This window comes from bacterium (genome assembly GCA_016708025.1).
Classification (GTDB): Bacteria; Zixibacteria; MSB-5A5; order GN15; family FEB-12; genus FEB-12.
The window spans coordinates 409,969-425,923 of the sequence record JADJGQ010000003.1 but is presented as its reverse complement, the minus strand read 5'-3'; the positions used below and the strand labels follow the sequence as shown (position 1 = coordinate 425,923).

Below are 15,955 nucleotides of genomic sequence, written 5' to 3'. Positions count from 1 at the left end.
TGGGGGTCATTTCGACCCTCTTAGAAGCGATATCCCAGTTCGAACTGTATCCGGTAACCTTTCAGGTCGTCGCCTGATTCGGTAAGGAACTGCGTTCCAAGCCAGTAGTGACGTGCGATATCAGCCTGTCCACTCAATTCGAACCAGCGATTGGTTCTCTTGTCAGCCAGACCATCGGTCTCATACACGTAGTTTCCGAGAGCCGCCCCCAACGTGTAACGTCCTCCAAAAGTCCGATTGGCCCGTACAGAGTAATTGGATCCGCGAGTGGTAGGGCCATCAAACCCAGCATATTGAAGCGAAAGACTGAGGCCCTTGGTGAAGGCGTTCGCTTTGCGAATATGGGCTGAATACGACAAAGTCGGATCGGGATCGCCTTCTCGCTTGCGATAACCAACCGAGCCTGAGGTGAATATCTGACCGGGGAAGCTGATATCAACCTGACCGCGCACTCCCTGGCGAAGGTGATCATCAAACAGACTATCTACCATGGAACGGGTATCAAAAGTCCAATAGTTGGTGCGATTGTCATAGCTGACACTGAGTCGTACTCGATCCGAGGGCCGGATCCAGCTGTTAATATTGAGATTGGAAAGTTCGACTGAACTGCCAGCCCGTTCCTTCCGCCACTGGCGGTTGATATCAAATTCTGCTGAGTGACTGATACCGAATCGGCTTCCTCTGGCGAAACGTCCCTGAAGGAGCAGATATTCACGATTGACCTCACCGGCATGGTATTCCCCAACCAGGCCAACGGCCTGTTCGAGGGTAGCTGTGGTTGGTGTACCGGTGATCAGAGCCAGATACCCGCCCGTCCGAGTGAGGGAGAGCCGCTGGTCATCATACATCCAATCCGGACTGGCTCCTCCGAACAAGCCTACTCGAAGAGACCGGGCAAATCTGGTTTCGACCAATGCACCGTCGAGGTATCCGATCGCACCTACCCGACGCGGGAGGATCCGGCCAAAAGTTGCTGCCACTGGTGAGGATGGGTCATCGTAGCTGAGAGAGAACTCCCAGATTCGATTCGTCCAATCCTGGTCATCCAACCCAGAACTGAATGATCTGACCCGTTTGTCGAAGCGGCCACGTCCGCGAACTGTCAACGTAAGCTCCTGTCCGAAAAGGCGACGGGCTTTCAGAGACATCCGGGTGGTTGCCTGGGTGAAATCGAGATTTGGCTCGGTGTCGTCATTATAATGATAGAAAACCAGCGAGATGTTTCCGGTCACCGGGGAGGGCTCTCTCCTGGGGCGAGTCACCTTCGGCTGGGGCGAGGTTTGAATCGGATCCGGAGTTGCCACCGGCGTGCTATCAGCTACAACGACAGTATCTCGCACCAGCGGCGACTGCAATGCAACCTTATCGCCGACCTGTACCAGGTCGATCCTGCCGATCACTTTGCAGGATGCCGAATGGGCGGCAACATAAACAACTTCAAGCTCCGCCTTGACACCGTTTGGCCCAAGGACGTTCAAGCGTGTCCCGACAGTCAGACCATCGGATTCGCCGCCGTCCAGATAGACATGCTCCATCGACAAATACTTGACGACAAAGCTATCCGATGACCAGGCCGTGGCGGCCATTATCCAGAGCGCAAGGGAGATGATCAGATTTCTCTTTATCAATTGCGCCCCCGTGGATGACAGTTGTAGCACGCGGTGCTGAGATACTGATAGTCGTTCTCGCCTTGATGATCAGCGTCGACCTCGTTCTTGTTATTATGCTCATGACAGAGAATACATTCGAATACGGCATACGATGAAGGACTGACATGGCAAGTAGTGCAGTCATCATTCCAAACTTGAGAATGAGTCCCCGTGGTGATAGGGAAATATTGTGCGTCGTGATCCCAATTGGCTGGTGACCAGCCACTGGTAGTGTGGCAGGTTTGACATGTGGTCGGGAAACCGGCCGCTGCATGCACTGGGTCCGAGGTCCCATCATAATCCGATTGATGACACGCAAGACAGGCCGAGGAGGTACCGCTGTATGATTTCGCATGGCACGCAATGCAAGCCGCTGTGATATGTTGACCGGTCAGCGGGAACGTAGTGGTGTTATGATCGAATGTCGCCGGCTGCCAGGCAGTCGTAGAGTGACAGCTTGTGCAGTTGTGGTCAAAGTTATTAGTGACATGGCTTGGATCGGTCACTGATTCAAAATCTGTCTGGTGACAGGAGAAACAATCAGCTGGCGTATTGATATATCCCGAAGCATGACAGGAGACACAGGTAGCAGAAACGTGTGCACCGGTCAACGGGAACGCGGTCGCCGAGTGACTGAAGTTTGCCGGTGACCATCCGCTGGTAGTGTGACAGTCAGTACAGGTATGACTGAAGTTTGCCTGCACATGATTCGGATCACCGGTTGATTCGAAATTGCTCTGGTGACAACTATAACAATCAGTCGGCGTGCCGGCGTATCCTGAAGTGTGACACGACGTACAGGAAGCATCAACATGTTTTCCCGTTAGAGGGAATGCCGTGTTGGCGTGGTTGAAAGACGACGGTGTCCATCCATTGGTGGTATGGCAGACAGTGCAATTCTGACTGAATCCCTGGGTTACATGGTTTGGATCGGTTACCGATTCAAAATCAGATTGATGGCAATCATAGCATCCGGCCGGAGTACCGGTGAAGCCTGTACTGTGGCACGATGAACAGATCAGCGTGGTATGCTGACCGGTCAGTGCAAACCCGGTATTGGCATGATCAAAGGACGAGGGATCCCATGACGAAGTAGTGTGACAGGTGGTACAGTTTTGATCGAACTGGGCAAACTGGTGATCCGGTTCCGTCGTCTGATCATAATCAGTCTGGTGGCAGGCATAGCAATTTGTCGGCGTGCCGGCATATTGAGTGGCGTGACAGGAGACACAGGCGGTCTGCTGGTGCGCGCCGGTCAGCGGAAATGCGGTGGCATTGTGATCATACTCGGCTGGCACCCACGCGTTGATCGTGTGGCAGAGCGTGCAATCATGAGTGAACCCACCGGTTTCGTGGTCAGGGTCACTGGTGGAGGCAAAATCCGCACTATGGCACGTATAGCAATCACTTGAAGTTCCAGTATAACCGCTCGGGTGACAGGAAATGCAGGCAACTCCCTGGTGACCACCGATCAGCGGGAAACTGGCTGGATGGTTGTAGGATGCGTAGTGCCAACTAGCCGAGGCAGCTTCGTGGCACGTCCGACAATCCAGAGGGAAAGTAGCCGCCACGTGGTTTGGTTCTTCGGTTGCGGCATAGTCAGCGGCATGACAGTCATAACAGTCGACCGGTGTTCCGGCATACTCCTGACGAACATGTCCTCGATGGCATGATTCGCAATCGGCGACCGCATGTGCACCGGTAAGCGGGAAACCGTTCGCCGCATGTAATTCAAGCGTACTCCGACGATTCTGCCAATCCCGTGGCGTATGGCAGTTTTGACAATCTTGTCCCAATTGACCGGCATGATGGTCGGCATGACAATCAATACAATTGACACCGACATGATTGAAAACCGGATCCTTGTGACAACCGATACACTGTGCAGATGCATGCGCTCCCACCAACTGAAAGCCGGTGGCGGCATGGTCGAAGGCGAGCGAGTCGCGCATCTGCGACCATGAGTCGGTCGTATGGCAATCCTGACAATCCCACTTAAGCTGTCCGTGGGGGTTCTTCACCGTCGATTGGCTCAGAATGACACTGCCGATCAACAGCAGAATCAACGCTGGTATAACGAGGAAACGTCTCATGAACGCTTACTCCTTTCAGGATTGGCAGTGCCATGACAGGAGGCACAGGTCATTTCAAGCGGCTTATAGGTAACCCAGGTAGCGGAGCCATCGGTCGCCGGACGGTGACACTTGTCGCAGGCGACATTCCGATGGGCGCCGTCGAGAGCAAAACGGCTTTTTGCATGATCGAAAGTTGACGGCTTCCATCCCTTGGCGGTATGACACTGCACGCACGGAGTGGCTCCATCGATAGCAAATTGGGCGTTATGAATATCCTTATGACAGGACTGACAGTCTGTGCGGATACCGGTGAATTTGACCAATGAACGGTCGCTCGTATTTGCCAGGTCGGCATGGCACTTGTTGCAGGCAACCTGCACATGCTTACCTTCAAGTGCAAAATTGCTCTTTGAGTGATCGTAATTGACCCGGTTCCATTTGTCGACCGAGTGACAGGTCTCGCATCCATTGGCCGCTACCAGCTTGTCGACCTGTCCGCGATGAGGGTCCTTGTGGCAATTCTGGCATTTCGTTGATTCAAAAACAAATCGCAATTCTGGCTGTACGCTTGCCGACGACCGCTGGTGGCAGGCCAAACAGGGGACCGCCTGGTGGGCGCCGCGGAGAGGATATTCAGTCTGTTCATGCTGGGCCATCAGGAATCGCGCCGGACTGAATGTCTGTACAGAGTGGCACTCCTCGCAATTTCCCTTGGAGGCACGCTTGGCGAACTCGCCTCGATGGAAGTCGGAGTGACAATCGCGACAGGCCGAAAATTTGAGACCCTGCTTGGAGTTGCCGGCCTGGTGGCACTTTGCGCAAGCCACTGCCACATGTCTTCCTTCAAGCGGATAGCGTGTTTTGCTATGATCAAAATTGACGGTGTTGACCAGATGCCAACCATCGGTATTATGACAGGAACTGCAATTGTCGCCAAGTTTTCCGGCATGTGTATCGGTATGGCAGGAGACGCAGTTGGCAAACTGCACCCCTTTATATTGCAGGTAGTCAAAGTCGGCGGCAAGTGGGCGGTCCGTCATTAGTCGGTGGCACCTCAGGCAGGCGACAGTCATGTGCTTTCCGGTCAACGGGAATTTGGATTGAGAGTGATCAAAGCCAGTGGCCGGCTTCCAGGCAGTCTGCGTATGGCAATTCGTGCAGTTAGCTCCAAGGTCTCCGCGATGTTCATCGCGATGACAGGAGACGCAGTTGGTCGTCAGCCCGAGATACGTTCGGCTTGAATCAAGCTGCTCATTCTCTCCGAGTGCAAGTCCCGAGATAAACGCGGGCTTGTGGCATTTCCGACAATCCAAACCGGCATGCTTTTCCTTGAGGATAAAGCCAGTGAGTGCATGGTCGAAAGCTTTCTCGCCATCTTTCCAGTGGATCAGGTCGAAATCTCGACCTTGATGTTCGACATGGCAATTCTGACAGTCCTGGTACTCAGATCGGCTATGGAGACCTTTCCCTGATTCGCGCTGATCCTTGATCCGTCCGTGGCAGGCAAGGCAGTTATCCGGAACCAGTTCATGATCTCCGCCATGGCACTTGGTGCAGTTCTCCACTCCTTCGAGCGCAGCATGCACACGATGGAGGTCGCCCGGTGACAACTGTGCCTGGGCAACGCTTACGAAGATCAACACGTAAGCAGATATGAAGATCGCTCTTACCATGCCCAGCCGTATCCTGTCCAGATAGCGACTCCAATATGTACCAGCATGATCAGGTACATGATGATCGCAAACGGTTTGTGGATGACGTGCCAGTAGTGGAAGATCTGCTGGATCTGACTCAGCAGATTGACACGTCTGAGGAGCAATGCGCGTTCGAAAGCCAGTCGGGTGAATTCGCGAAGTTCCCGGCGTGGAAGCGGAACGGCGCGCATGACATCTCGCATGAAACGTCGGCGCGCCAGAAAACGGAACAGGTCATCGGTCAACAACAGCAGTACCGCCTTCGCGGACCCACCTGAGAAGCCGCTGGCAAACCGAGTCGTCACATTCTCGAGTTTATCCACTGCACGGTCATCAAGCTGAAAGCGTAATTTGAGTTGCGTGGTTTTGTCTGCCTTGATCTTCTCTAACTCCTGAAGCGTCAGCTCGGAACCAATGATATTGCGCGGGATCTGTTGATACAAATAGCGCCCCAGGAAACCGCTGGCGGCAACCGCAACCATCGACCAGAAACTTACCGCCACGAGCCCCTGCACTTTGAAAGAGGTATGCAGCACTATGAAGAGTGGTCCCATGATTCCCAGGAAGATATGAAAATGAAGCATGGACTGAAGCGAGCTAAGTCCCTCGAGAAAACGGAATCGTTTCCGCAAAGAATAGATCAGCATCACAATCATCATTGCCGCGCCGAGATATCCGTACAGCAATCCCCGGCTGCCGGCAGGTCTGAATACTCGATAGTCCGGATGATGCGGCCGTTCGATGTATGGCGTTGAGTAATACGAGTAACCATCGACAATCAGCCAGGTGATGGCCGCAATCGCGATCACGTAGCATGACCAGAGAAGCAAACGTCTCGAAGGTGGCTTTTTTTCGGAGACTTCAACTGACTGACTGATAGACATTGTTTCCCGCGCCAACAAATGCATTCATCGTCCTTCTGATTGTACTAGCAAAAATAGTGATGTTGCAAGCAGTTAAGGTCCTGAATCAAATGGGTGAATATTCAGGACTATTTATAGCTTATATCGGCAGGGAGATGGTTCCGCATCAATAAAAATGCACGATTTGAGTATACCTGAATCCCGGGGGCAATGATCTGCAGGGTAATCACTTGCATTTGGCACACTGGCCCTACATAAGCCAATATAACGGCGATACTTGTTGTATGTAAAAATGGGCTGAATTTAACCAAGTTAGCGCTACCTGCTGAGTCCCAGAGAAGAATGATTCCGGAGCCATTTCTCTCTTTCCATGGGCAATGTCGGCCCGCAAAACCCGAGATATCAAGAGAAACCTCGGAAAGCATTTTGCTAGGAGTTGGCGGGATTGAGGAGGAAGGAGAGGGTTCGTTCCCATGCCAAGTCGGCCGCCGGCTGATCATACGCTTGTATGCGGTCAGGTTCAAAGAACCAATGTCCTGTTCCGGGATAGTGATAGAAGGAGACCGGTCGACCTGCATTGCGCAGAGATGATTCCAGATTGTGGACTTCCGTGCTTGGTTCGAACTCGTCAGTTACTGCAAAGTGGCCGAGATAGTTTGCTTTCGCGCCGCAATAGTCTCCCGGTCGCGTCCCATAAAAAACGACAACGGACTCAATTGCTTCTGGTTCTCTTTCCGACAGCTCTAATGCGAAGAAGGCGCCAAGAGAGAATCCGATCACGGCCAAGCCCCTGTCCGGTCGATTAGTCTGCTGCAACAAGTAGTGAATAGCCTCACGAATGTCGATCCTCGCTTGATCAGCATCGAGCGCACTACTCAGCGACTCAGCATCGGCAATGGTCTCGGCCAGCTTGCCATGATACAGATCCGGGGCAAATGCGACAAAACCGTGCTTAGCCAGGCGATTGCAGAAGGTTCTCATCGTGTCATTCAACCCCCACCAAGCATGCAGAACCAGTACCGCGGTTCCGTTGGTGGTCGTGGGAGTAGCGAGAAATCCTTCAGGCTGTTGCGACGACATTCTAACCTCCAGTAGTACACGTGGACTATCGAAGTCAATTAGGTCATCAGTCAGAAAAAATGCAAGGGGCGTTGGAAGGATTGGGCCGAAATGTGACAATCCAGGGCAGTACCACGGGAATCAAAACAATGGTTGGAAATGACAGTCTGAGTAATCTATCTCGTCCGTGTACAGAAAAAGTTATGATGGGCAACGCATCTATCCGATCTCAATCGATTGGAGAAAGAATGTCGCCGCAGATGTTCGCTCAGGATTGAACTATCTGCGGCGACTAAAGCGGGGGCGGGAGGGGAGAACTCCCGCCGTGGAAAGAATGACAAACAGGGGGCTTATTGCGTACAGATGGTCGCCGAGAAGCGAGACAGGACTGTGCCAATGGGATTACAGATCGCCTGGCCCGTCTTGGTTCCGGCAAACAAAAGTCCGACTGGATTTTCGCTGGTATTGTTAGTCACCACCAGAGAACCGGAGTCACCGGACTTCGTGAATTTCGTGGAAGTCATGAACTGTCCAACGAACTTGCCGGTGCCATGGGTGTAACCGACATTGACAGTCACGTTGATCGCGGTGATGGTCCCCGTGGTTAATGATGTTGTGCGTCCAACTTTCTTAATTGCAAGCCCGACGGCCGGCGTTACGATAGTGGCACCGGGCAAGCCGTAGTAGGTGGAAAGAGTAGCGCACGTGAAGTTGGTGGTCGAGAACTGCGCGATGGCAGCATCTATATAATTATCAGATCCATCGAATTTGATCGGCTCAAAGTCGGATAGATCCGCGATCTTGTCAGCGGTATTGAGGGCGCATTTCGTGTCATACAGACCAGGTTGATTGATATCCTCGCCAATGGCGGCGTAATTTTCTCTCGCCAATACATGGTTGTTGCTGAGGATATATGGTGTTGAGCCTTTGTAGACAACACAGCCAAGCGTGCCTGCGGCGCACTCGCCGACATTGCCGATCGAAACGCCGATCGGGACCGGTCGGTAGTTTCCGGTCAGGCCAAAGGCAGTGATCGGGCCGGTCTCTTCGAACATCACCGGAACACCGTCATATTCGGAGGCGATCTTGCCGACAGAGGTCAGCGGTCCGGTCGTGTAAACGACGATCACCGGATTCCCCTCGGCGTCTAGGGTGGTTCCCGTCCCGACAACATTAGGGACAGAAAGCAGTTCATCGGTGATCCGATCCTGGATCACCATGACTTTTGCTATGGCTACCGGGTCACCCGGCAGATTGCCGGCGGTGGAGATCTGTGATGAGGTCGGTTCTTGCTGGCAACCGATCCAGAAGAAAGACATGGTCGCGACCATGGTCAAAAAGGCCACTGTGAGGATAGTAAGACGCGTGCGTCTCATAGCGTGATCCTTCCTATGATGCTAGCAATTGAGTGAGTTTTGGGAATCCCGAAGTCACTGGTCCGAGCTGCAGAAGACAGATCCAGCCAGGCAGACGAGACCCCGTCTATACCGTCAGGTGTTCGCCGGTAACCTCCCTTCCTGTGTATCAGTGGATACCGTTATGATCTACCTGATTGACCGAAACTCATATGATGAGCAGAGATAAGAGACTCCAGTTTCGTTCCGAAAAACTTCACTATTGTGTACAACTCTTGAACAGGACGTTACTCCGGCCGGGGAGAGAGTGATTTCGCGCTTGTCATCTTCGTCTTTTCAGTTAGCTTACGATTGTGCACAACTGTGGATTATGTTGACCATGAAGACAAAGAGCGATGTTGAGTTATGGCGCGAGATACAAGCCGGCGATCAGGCGGCGTGGAAGGTTCTTGTCTTACGATATAAGGCGCTGGTTTACTCGATCTGCAGCTTCATGGGCCTTTCGCAGTCCGATTCAGCCGACTGTTTCCAACAAACCTGGTCTCAACTTTTTCAGCATCGCCATAGATTGGATGATCCCTCTCGCATCTCTTCCTGGCTCATTACGACGGCCCGACGAGAAGCGATGCATCTTCAACGGATGGGGCGCCGGTATGCTGACGCTGAACCGGCCACCGAAATGCAGGATACCCAAGCCCTCCCGGACAAAGTCATGGAGGAGCTTGAGCTTCAGGCCCAGCTTGAAGAAGCTCTGCGACAGATCGACCAACCATGCAATAAGTTACTTTCTCTCTTCTTCTTCGCCGACTCAGACTACAGCTACGACCAGATCGCGGCAGAAATGGGCTTAGCGCCCAACACGCTCGGGGCGAAGCGTCGACGTTGCCTGGAGAAACTACGGCAACTTTTGTCCGATTTAGGATTCGAGCAGGAACGGAACTGCCCGTAAGTGACTCTGCTTGTCAGAGCGGAAGGAGACCAATGACCAACCGACATTTAACGAGACAAGAGTTGCTTGAAGTTGCGCAGGGGAAACCAGGATACGATCTGACCCACCTCGACAGCTGCGAGCAGTGCCGGATCGAACTGGGATTGCTGACCCACTATCGGATGGCAGGGAGGATCGCACTTCCAGAGCCTCCGACAGCATGGGTAAACAAGGCGATCTCGCTTGCATCAAGTCAGCCGTCACTGGCAGAACGAGTTGGACGGGTGATCGCTGAACTAACGTTTGACTCCTGGGCCCTACCGGCTCCCGCCGGTGTTCGTGGCACAGCCCCGCTGACCCAGCGGCGACTTCGACTTGAAGCATCACCGATCATTCTGGAGATCCGCGCCGAAAAGAAAGCGCATCAGTGGTCCTTTGTCGCGCAAGCGGCTGGGACATCGCTTGATGAGTGCCGACTGGAGGTCGGCGGCAACAGAATGCAGCCGGACGGAGACGGTTTCTTCCAATGGTCGTCCAAGACGCCACCGCGGTCATTAATCCTGACGGCAGGCAATTTGGTCTTAGAGGCACCGGAGTTATCGTGGAAGATGCCAAAGCCTTAGATACAGCAGTTCAGTTTCTCAAGACAGGTCGAACGGGCGCGCTCAATGAGCGCGAGCTGGCGTTGTGGTGCGACCGTGCCATTGGGGCGACTACGCGTGTTTCGATCAAGAAGGGACTGGCCCAGGCACGCCAGTTTTCGCGTCGATCGGCCAGCTTTGGGTCAGAAATGCAATTGGCTTCGTGGAGGGCTCTGGCCCGGTTAACTCATATGAGCGGCTCATACGCTGATGCGCTGAAGGCGTATCAAAAGGCGAGAGTTCTGGCCAGGCACGACCCGTTGGTGCGCTCGCGCATTGACCGGGCTCTAATAGATGTATATATGTACCTCGGGGATTTCGATCGTTCTCGACGGGCGGCCCTGCGATCCATCACAACCTTTCGAAAGCTTTCCGCAGAATCGGATCTTGCACAATCACAGGTGAATTACGGCAATCTACTGCATCGTCAGGATCGCCATCGGGAAGCGGAGCATCTCTATCATCTGTCGTCGCAGTATTTCGAAAAAACGCCAAATCATGCGGCCACCGCTCGGTGCTATTACAATCGTGCCAACACGCTGGTCCAGTTGTTTGATCTGGATACGGCAGAGAAGGTCTATCAATCGGCGCTGGAATTGTGGGAAAAAGAAGGATACCTGGTCGATGCCTGCGACGTTCGCTACGGGCAGGCCTGGCTGAAGATGTTGCGCGGCGAATTACATTCTGCCTTGCTCGGGCTCACCAACTGTGAGCTGCAGTACCGCGAAGCCGGCAATCCAAAGGGGGAAGCGCTCTGCTCATTAGATCGCGCAGAGGCGTATCTCAATCTCGCCATGTATTCCGAAGCAATGGAAGCGGCGAGACAAAGCGAGCGACTATTTGGAAACCTCAAACTGCGATATGAATCATCCAAGGCAGCGCTCTTTCGCGCGCAGGCGGCTTTTGCGGTAAAGAACATGCCGGAGTCACGAGCCGCACTGAGACGTGCTTTGACTGGATTCCTTCAAGACAGTAATGCCGGGTTTCTGGGGGCCGTTTATTTGCTGGCCGCTGAACTGGATGGGCCATCGACCAAGAAGGGGAAAGCCAACCTTCTGACGGCCCGTCGCTGGTTTAGTAAAAGTCAGCTCCCGTACTGGAAAGCACTGGGTGACCTGAAGCAATTGCATTGGTCGACGCAGGTGTCAGCCACATTGCTACGTGATCTTCGTCAGAATCAGGCGGTCCGCTTTGTACCGCAATTGTACTCTTTCTGGCAAACCTCACTCGGAGATAGAGCCTTTGATAGTGGACGGCTGGCTGAGGCGGAGGCTTGCTGGAGTCGCGCTGCCGATCGCCTCGATTCTGTGCGCGCTCAACTTCCGCCGGTGGAATTACGTACGACTTTTGCGCGACGTGAAACTGCACCACACACCAGGCTGGTCAATCGCTACCTGAAATCCGATCCGATGCTGGCTGCATGCTGGTCAGAGCGATTTCGAACAGTCGGGCTGTGGGCTCCGCTTCGAGAATTGTCCCACTCCGGTCGCAGACAGGTGGAAGAGAGTCTGTCGGCTCTCGCCCAGCAGATATCGTTTGTAGTGCGCCAATCCAGCGACACCCGCGTTCGCGGTGAATCGCTTTCTGGAGCTGCAAGCCGGCAGATCGGCCGCTTGCAACAGCAGGCTCGTGAATCATTGGCTCGAATCGAGAATACATCAAGTACCGGCGCGGACAATTCGATCGAACAGATCAGCGCTCTTTTTGCCACCACTTCTTCTCAGTTTCCCATTGTACAGTATCACATAGATGACGCGGATATTGTGGCGATAGTCCACGAGGACGGAAAGGCACGTTCGATCCGCTTTGAGCAGGGAGTCAGTCGCCTATCCGCCAATATGGAACGATGGCGGTTTCTGCTGGAAGGGGAGTTATACCGCCAGCAGATCGATCCGGCCTCTTCGCTGCATGCCGAGTCGCAATTATGGAAAGATCTTGGAGACTGGCTCTGGGCGCCTCTGGAGGTTAGCTCAGAACATCAAAAGGTGTTAGTGTTGCCTGATGGCGAGTTGGCCAATGTTCCGTGGTCGGCTCTGCAGAACGGCGGCGGTCTACTGGGAGAACACCTCAATTTCCTGGTTTCACCAAGTCTCCGTCACTTCCATGGCGCCAATCGGGTCGCGGTAAGCGATCAATCAGGGACCATATTCTGCGGTCCAGCAGCGGACCTTCAGTTCGTCCAGGAAGAAGTAACTTCACTTCGGGAACAAGCGAAGTCATCATTTACCATCGTTGATCCGTGCCGAAGGGCAGATTGGCCGTCGCATGGGACTTCCGGCCTGTGGCACTTTATCGGCCATGCGGAACTTCGAGCAGACAATCCTTTCTATTCCTTCCTCATGCTGGAAGATGGCCCGCTTTTTGCCGCCGACTTTCGATTGAAGCAATGTGAGGTTGGATTGGTAACTCTGGCGGCCTGTCGGTGCGCTGAACAAGTGGCGTTGCCGGGCGAGGAGCCGACCGGTATTGTCCGATCGCTTCTGGAGATGGGAGCTAGAACCGTGGTGGCCGCACGATGGCCGGTGAGTGATCGGTCAACTGCACTCTGGATGAGTACGTTTTACCATAGATATTTCTCCGGTGCCTCGGCGAGTGATTCCGCCGCCCAGGCTTCTCAATTAGTGCGAGAGCACAATCCGTCTGCCACACACTGGTCGGCGTTTGCCGTCTATGGCGCAGACTCTACCTGGAGGTCGGCATGAAGTACCGTCTGATTCTAATCCTTCTCTGCGCTCTGATCATTGGAGCGCAGACGGCCGAGTCTCAGGAAGGCCCGCCGGATCACATTCGCTTTAAACCGAACGAGGTGATTTGTAAACTCTTGCCGGGGTTCAGTATTGACTCTATTAATGCCGAGTTTGGAACCAGTGTCAAAAGTCATCAGCAGAGCACCGACTGCTATTTGTTGAATATTCCTGCGGGTGGTGATGCTGAATCGCTGGCGGTGCAAATCGCTCAAATGGAAGGGGTACTTTTCTGTAATCCCAACTTTCTTTTGTCTGTACCCGAGGGCCTACAAAGTAGTTCACCATTCCTGGATCAGAATTTCAGCAGTGACATTGCGACGCAACTATCAGCAACGACCCTGAGTCTTACCGCGGCTCAGACAATCAGCACGGGTGACGGGGTCAGGATAGCCCTCCTCGATGTTGGAGTTGATTTTGAACATCCGGAGTTTGATCGCACTCCGGGGCTGGTGGTCCCAAGATGGGACTTTGTCGATGGTGATATTGATCCGACTGATATACCCGGTGGTGCGATGTCCGGCCACGGCACATTCATTGCCGGTATACTCAAGCTTGTAGCTCCACAGGCAGATATCATGGTGTACCGCGTGCTTGACTCATCCGGTATGGGAGATGGGTATTCGATTGCCGATGCGGTTTTGCAGGCGGTCACTGACAGTTGTCGGATCATCAGTCTGAGTTTGGGAATGGTCGGGTTTCATGATGCCCTGGATGAGGCGCTCAAACTGGCTCACCAGAACAATGTACTGGTGGTAACCTCAGCCGGAAATGATTCCACCGACCTCGGCAGTATCTTCCCGTTCCCTGCAGAGCGAACCTATTGCCTGGCGATTGCGGCAGTTGACTCGGCAGGTCTCAAGGCAGATTTCTCCAACTACGGGACCAAGGTCGATCTATGCGCTCCTGGTACAATGGTGTATGGTCCATACCCTGATTCGATCTATGCCTGGTGGAATGGGACGAGCTTTGCAGTTCCGTTTGTCGCGGGAGTAGCGGCGCTGGTACTGGAGGAACATCCGGAGTATACAATTGACCAACTCGACACTGCGTTAATGGCTTCCGCTCGAAATATCGACAGTTTAAATCCTGAATATGTCGGACTCCTTGGCTCGGGTTTACTTGACCCGCTTGCTGCACTGAATTTCCTGCGAGTCGCGGTACTTGGCGACTTGTCAGGTGATGGTCTCTCAGACCTGTCGGATCTTTCCATCATGGTCGCTTTCCTGACCGGGTATGTGGAAACGCCGGCTACTGCCACCGCCGATCTCGATTGTTCAGGTCGGGTCGACCTGACCGACCTCTCGATCATCATAGCCCATGTGACCATGGGACAACCGCTTTCCTGTCCGTAGTCGCGGAGTAGCCGCGACTTTCTTACCAGCCGGGGTCCCCAGCAGACTCCGGTTTTTTTATGCATATGGACAGGTCAGCCCATTTTTCTCGCCAATTATTGAACGATTCGAACCATCCAACGCTCTGCTGATCGGTACAGGATAGATAAACATAACTGCTGGGCACACTAACCATCTTCCTGGAGGATGAATTTATGAAATCACAATGGATCCGCATGATGGTGGCGAGCGCGGCGCTGCTGTTGCTGGTGGTCGTCGGCTGCAACAAGTCGCCGGTCGACTCAATTTCTTCGAACTCAACTGATCAGAGTTTTGATTCTCAAGTCGCATTCGCGGCCGCTGTTGGTGAACAGCAATTAAAAGCCCGCGTTGAAACGGTGGACCAGATTCGTCGGATGCTGACTTTTGCCGGGATCCCGGACACGGTCATAGCTCTGCAGAATTGCCAGGTCACGCGCTTCCACAATAACAATGAATCGCCGATCCCGTTTGAGGACATTCAGCCAGGCGATTCCGCTGAAGTACATGGCGATCGCAATCAGGACGGGAATGTCTATGCCACGCGTATTCGGATCTGCTCCGAAGGCGAGAAGTATGATGTTGCTTTCCGCGATACGATCGTGACCATTGACTACGCACTCGGCCAATTTACCGTCGCCGGCAAGTCTGACATTATCCTGGTGGACGAAAACACTCTGATCTTTGGCGTCACTAAGGAGTGGAAAGGCCAGCCGGAAATGGAAGAGACACAACCGGCAGCGGCCAAATACAGCCCGGATGGTAAGGGGAACGCTGTCGATCACCGCGTCTACTTCACCCTCTCCGACCTTACGGAAGGTGACGTTGTCGAGGTTAAGGCGATCATGGTAGATCCGACGACGCTTCTTGCAGTTCAGATAAAGATCGCCAATTGCGAGCCCAAGGCTGATTGCACTCAGTTCGAGACGACCATTGCAACCGTTGACTATACTACCCGTAACATCACCTTTACCGATCAGACGATCCAGGGTTGGGTCTGTCCCGGAGCGAAGCTTCTTGATGCGGCAGGTGAGGCATTGACGCTGGAAGATTTTCTGGTGGGTGATGCAGTCACGGTCAAGATCCAGCCTTACGAAGAGGAAGTCTGGAAAGTAGCCGAGATGCAGAAGATGTAAGACCCGGTTCTTCTTTGAGTGAGGAAGGGTACGTTACCTTGGACTTGCACGGGCAAGTTCGAACCGCAAGACCGGGCCAGCCACTACTGGCCCGGTTTCTCTTTTAGCCCAAGACAGATTGAATCTTCAGGTGGACTGCAACGGAGACCGTTATTCCAAAGCATCCATTGTCCTCCTTTCCGTGAATATTCCAAGACTACCTGATATCCGAATGAGAAAACTTGATGGGAGGATTCGCGTGGACGATGGCGGATCGAAGCTGAAAGGCGAATACTAAATTGTTCTCAAAAAAGGCAAGCCGGGCGCGCGCCCGGCTTCCGCTGTGTTGCACCCACAGCCTGGAACCCGCAATCTTTGTGCCAGCCGTTGACACTGCTTTTCAGATTCCTGATCAACAGAGGATATTGGGCGGCCAATCCGTTCCACTTTGGGGAGAAA

11 protein-coding genes are annotated in these 15,955 nt (G+C 53.5%); 5 read left to right on the top strand and 6 right to left on the bottom strand.

What is annotated here, in order from left to right:
- Window positions 1-20 precede the first annotated feature (20 nt).
- From IPH75_13075 to IPH75_13050, 6 genes are all read right to left on the bottom strand, one after another.
- The gene (locus IPH75_13075; GenBank protein MBK7143003.1) at window positions 21-1,628 is read right to left on the bottom strand and encodes a hypothetical protein; all 1,608 of its coding nucleotides are present in this window, start codon (window positions 1,626-1,628) and stop codon (window positions 21-23) included.
- A complete protein-coding gene (locus tag IPH75_13070) occupies window positions 1,625-3,742 on the bottom strand; it encodes a hypothetical protein (protein ID MBK7143002.1) in 2,118 nt (705 codons plus the stop codon). Before IPH75_13070 ends, IPH75_13075 begins: the two co-directional genes overlap by 4 nt.
- On the bottom strand, window positions 3,739-5,397 hold the full coding sequence (locus IPH75_13065; protein MBK7143001.1) for a cytochrome C: 1,659 nt from the start codon (window positions 5,395-5,397) through the stop codon (window positions 3,739-3,741). The genes IPH75_13070 and IPH75_13065 overlap by 4 nt, the downstream gene beginning before the upstream one ends.
- Complete coding sequence (locus IPH75_13060) at window positions 5,391-6,302, bottom strand: hypothetical protein (GenBank protein ID MBK7143000.1); 912 nt, start codon at window positions 6,300-6,302, stop codon at window positions 5,391-5,393. The genes IPH75_13065 and IPH75_13060 overlap by 7 nt, the downstream gene beginning before the upstream one ends.
- Window positions 6,303-6,710: 408 nt before the next feature.
- A complete protein-coding gene (locus IPH75_13055) occupies window positions 6,711-7,361 on the bottom strand; it encodes a dienelactone hydrolase family protein (protein MBK7142999.1) in 651 nt (216 codons plus the stop codon).
- Window positions 7,362-7,690: 329 nt separating this feature from the next.
- Window positions 7,691-8,716, bottom strand: coding sequence for a hypothetical protein (locus tag IPH75_13050; GenBank protein MBK7142998.1), 1,026 nt, complete (start codon window positions 8,714-8,716; stop codon window positions 7,691-7,693).
- Window positions 8,717-9,074: 358 nt separating this feature from the next.
- On the opposite strand from IPH75_13050, the gene IPH75_13045 reads away from it, so the two are divergent.
- The 5 genes from IPH75_13045 to IPH75_13025 all read left to right on the top strand — a co-directional run bounded on the left by IPH75_13045 (window position 9,075) and on the right by IPH75_13025 (window position 15,517).
- Window positions 9,075-9,644 (top strand): sigma-70 family RNA polymerase sigma factor, encoded by a 570-nt coding sequence (locus IPH75_13045; protein ID MBK7142997.1) that lies wholly within the window; start codon window positions 9,075-9,077, stop codon window positions 9,642-9,644.
- Window positions 9,645-9,676: 32 nt separating this feature from the next.
- Window positions 9,677-10,246 carry a hypothetical protein gene (locus tag IPH75_13040; protein MBK7142996.1) on the top strand — a complete coding sequence of 190 codons (570 nt, stop codon included), beginning with the start codon at window positions 9,677-9,679 and terminating at the stop codon, window positions 10,244-10,246.
- Window positions 10,225-12,966, top strand: coding sequence for a CHAT domain-containing protein (locus IPH75_13035; GenBank protein MBK7142995.1), 2,742 nt, complete (start codon window positions 10,225-10,227; stop codon window positions 12,964-12,966). Before IPH75_13040 ends, IPH75_13035 begins: the two co-directional genes overlap by 22 nt.
- The gene (locus tag IPH75_13030) at window positions 12,963-14,363 is read left to right on the top strand and encodes a S8 family serine peptidase (GenBank protein MBK7142994.1); all 1,401 of its coding nucleotides are present in this window, start codon (window positions 12,963-12,965) and stop codon (window positions 14,361-14,363) included. Before IPH75_13035 ends, IPH75_13030 begins: the two co-directional genes overlap by 4 nt.
- Before the next feature lie 194 nt (window positions 14,364-14,557).
- The gene (locus tag IPH75_13025) at window positions 14,558-15,517 is read left to right on the top strand and encodes a hypothetical protein (protein ID MBK7142993.1); all 960 of its coding nucleotides are present in this window, start codon (window positions 14,558-14,560) and stop codon (window positions 15,515-15,517) included.
- The last annotated feature ends 438 nt before the right edge of the window (window positions 15,518-15,955 follow it).

Excerpts from the sequence above, each read along its gene's own strand:
- IPH75_13070 (MBK7143002.1), bottom strand. The coding sequence starts at position 3,742 with ATGAGACGTTTCCTCGTTATACCAGCGTTGATTCTGCTGTTGATCGGC.
- IPH75_13065 (MBK7143001.1), bottom strand. The coding sequence starts at position 5,397 with ATGGTAAGAGCGATCTTCATATCTGCTTACGTGTTGATCTTCGTAAGC.
- IPH75_13060 (MBK7143000.1), bottom strand. The coding sequence starts at position 6,302 with ATGTCTATCAGTCAGTCAGTTGAAGTCTCCGAAAAAAAGCCACCTTCG.
- IPH75_13055 (MBK7142999.1), bottom strand. The coding sequence starts at position 7,361 with ATGTCGTCGCAACAGCCTGAAGGATTTCTCGCTACTCCCACGACCACC.
- IPH75_13050 (MBK7142998.1), bottom strand. The coding sequence starts at position 8,716 with ATGAGACGCACGCGTCTTACTATCCTCACAGTGGCCTTTTTGACCATG.
- IPH75_13045 (MBK7142997.1), top strand. The coding sequence starts at position 9,075 with ATGAAGACAAAGAGCGATGTTGAGTTATGGCGCGAGATACAAGCCGGC.
- IPH75_13040 (MBK7142996.1), top strand. The coding sequence starts at position 9,677 with ATGACCAACCGACATTTAACGAGACAAGAGTTGCTTGAAGTTGCGCAG.
- IPH75_13030 (MBK7142994.1), top strand. The coding sequence starts at position 12,963 with ATGAAGTACCGTCTGATTCTAATCCTTCTCTGCGCTCTGATCATTGGA.
- IPH75_13025 (MBK7142993.1), top strand. The coding sequence starts at position 14,558 with ATGAAATCACAATGGATCCGCATGATGGTGGCGAGCGCGGCGCTGCTG.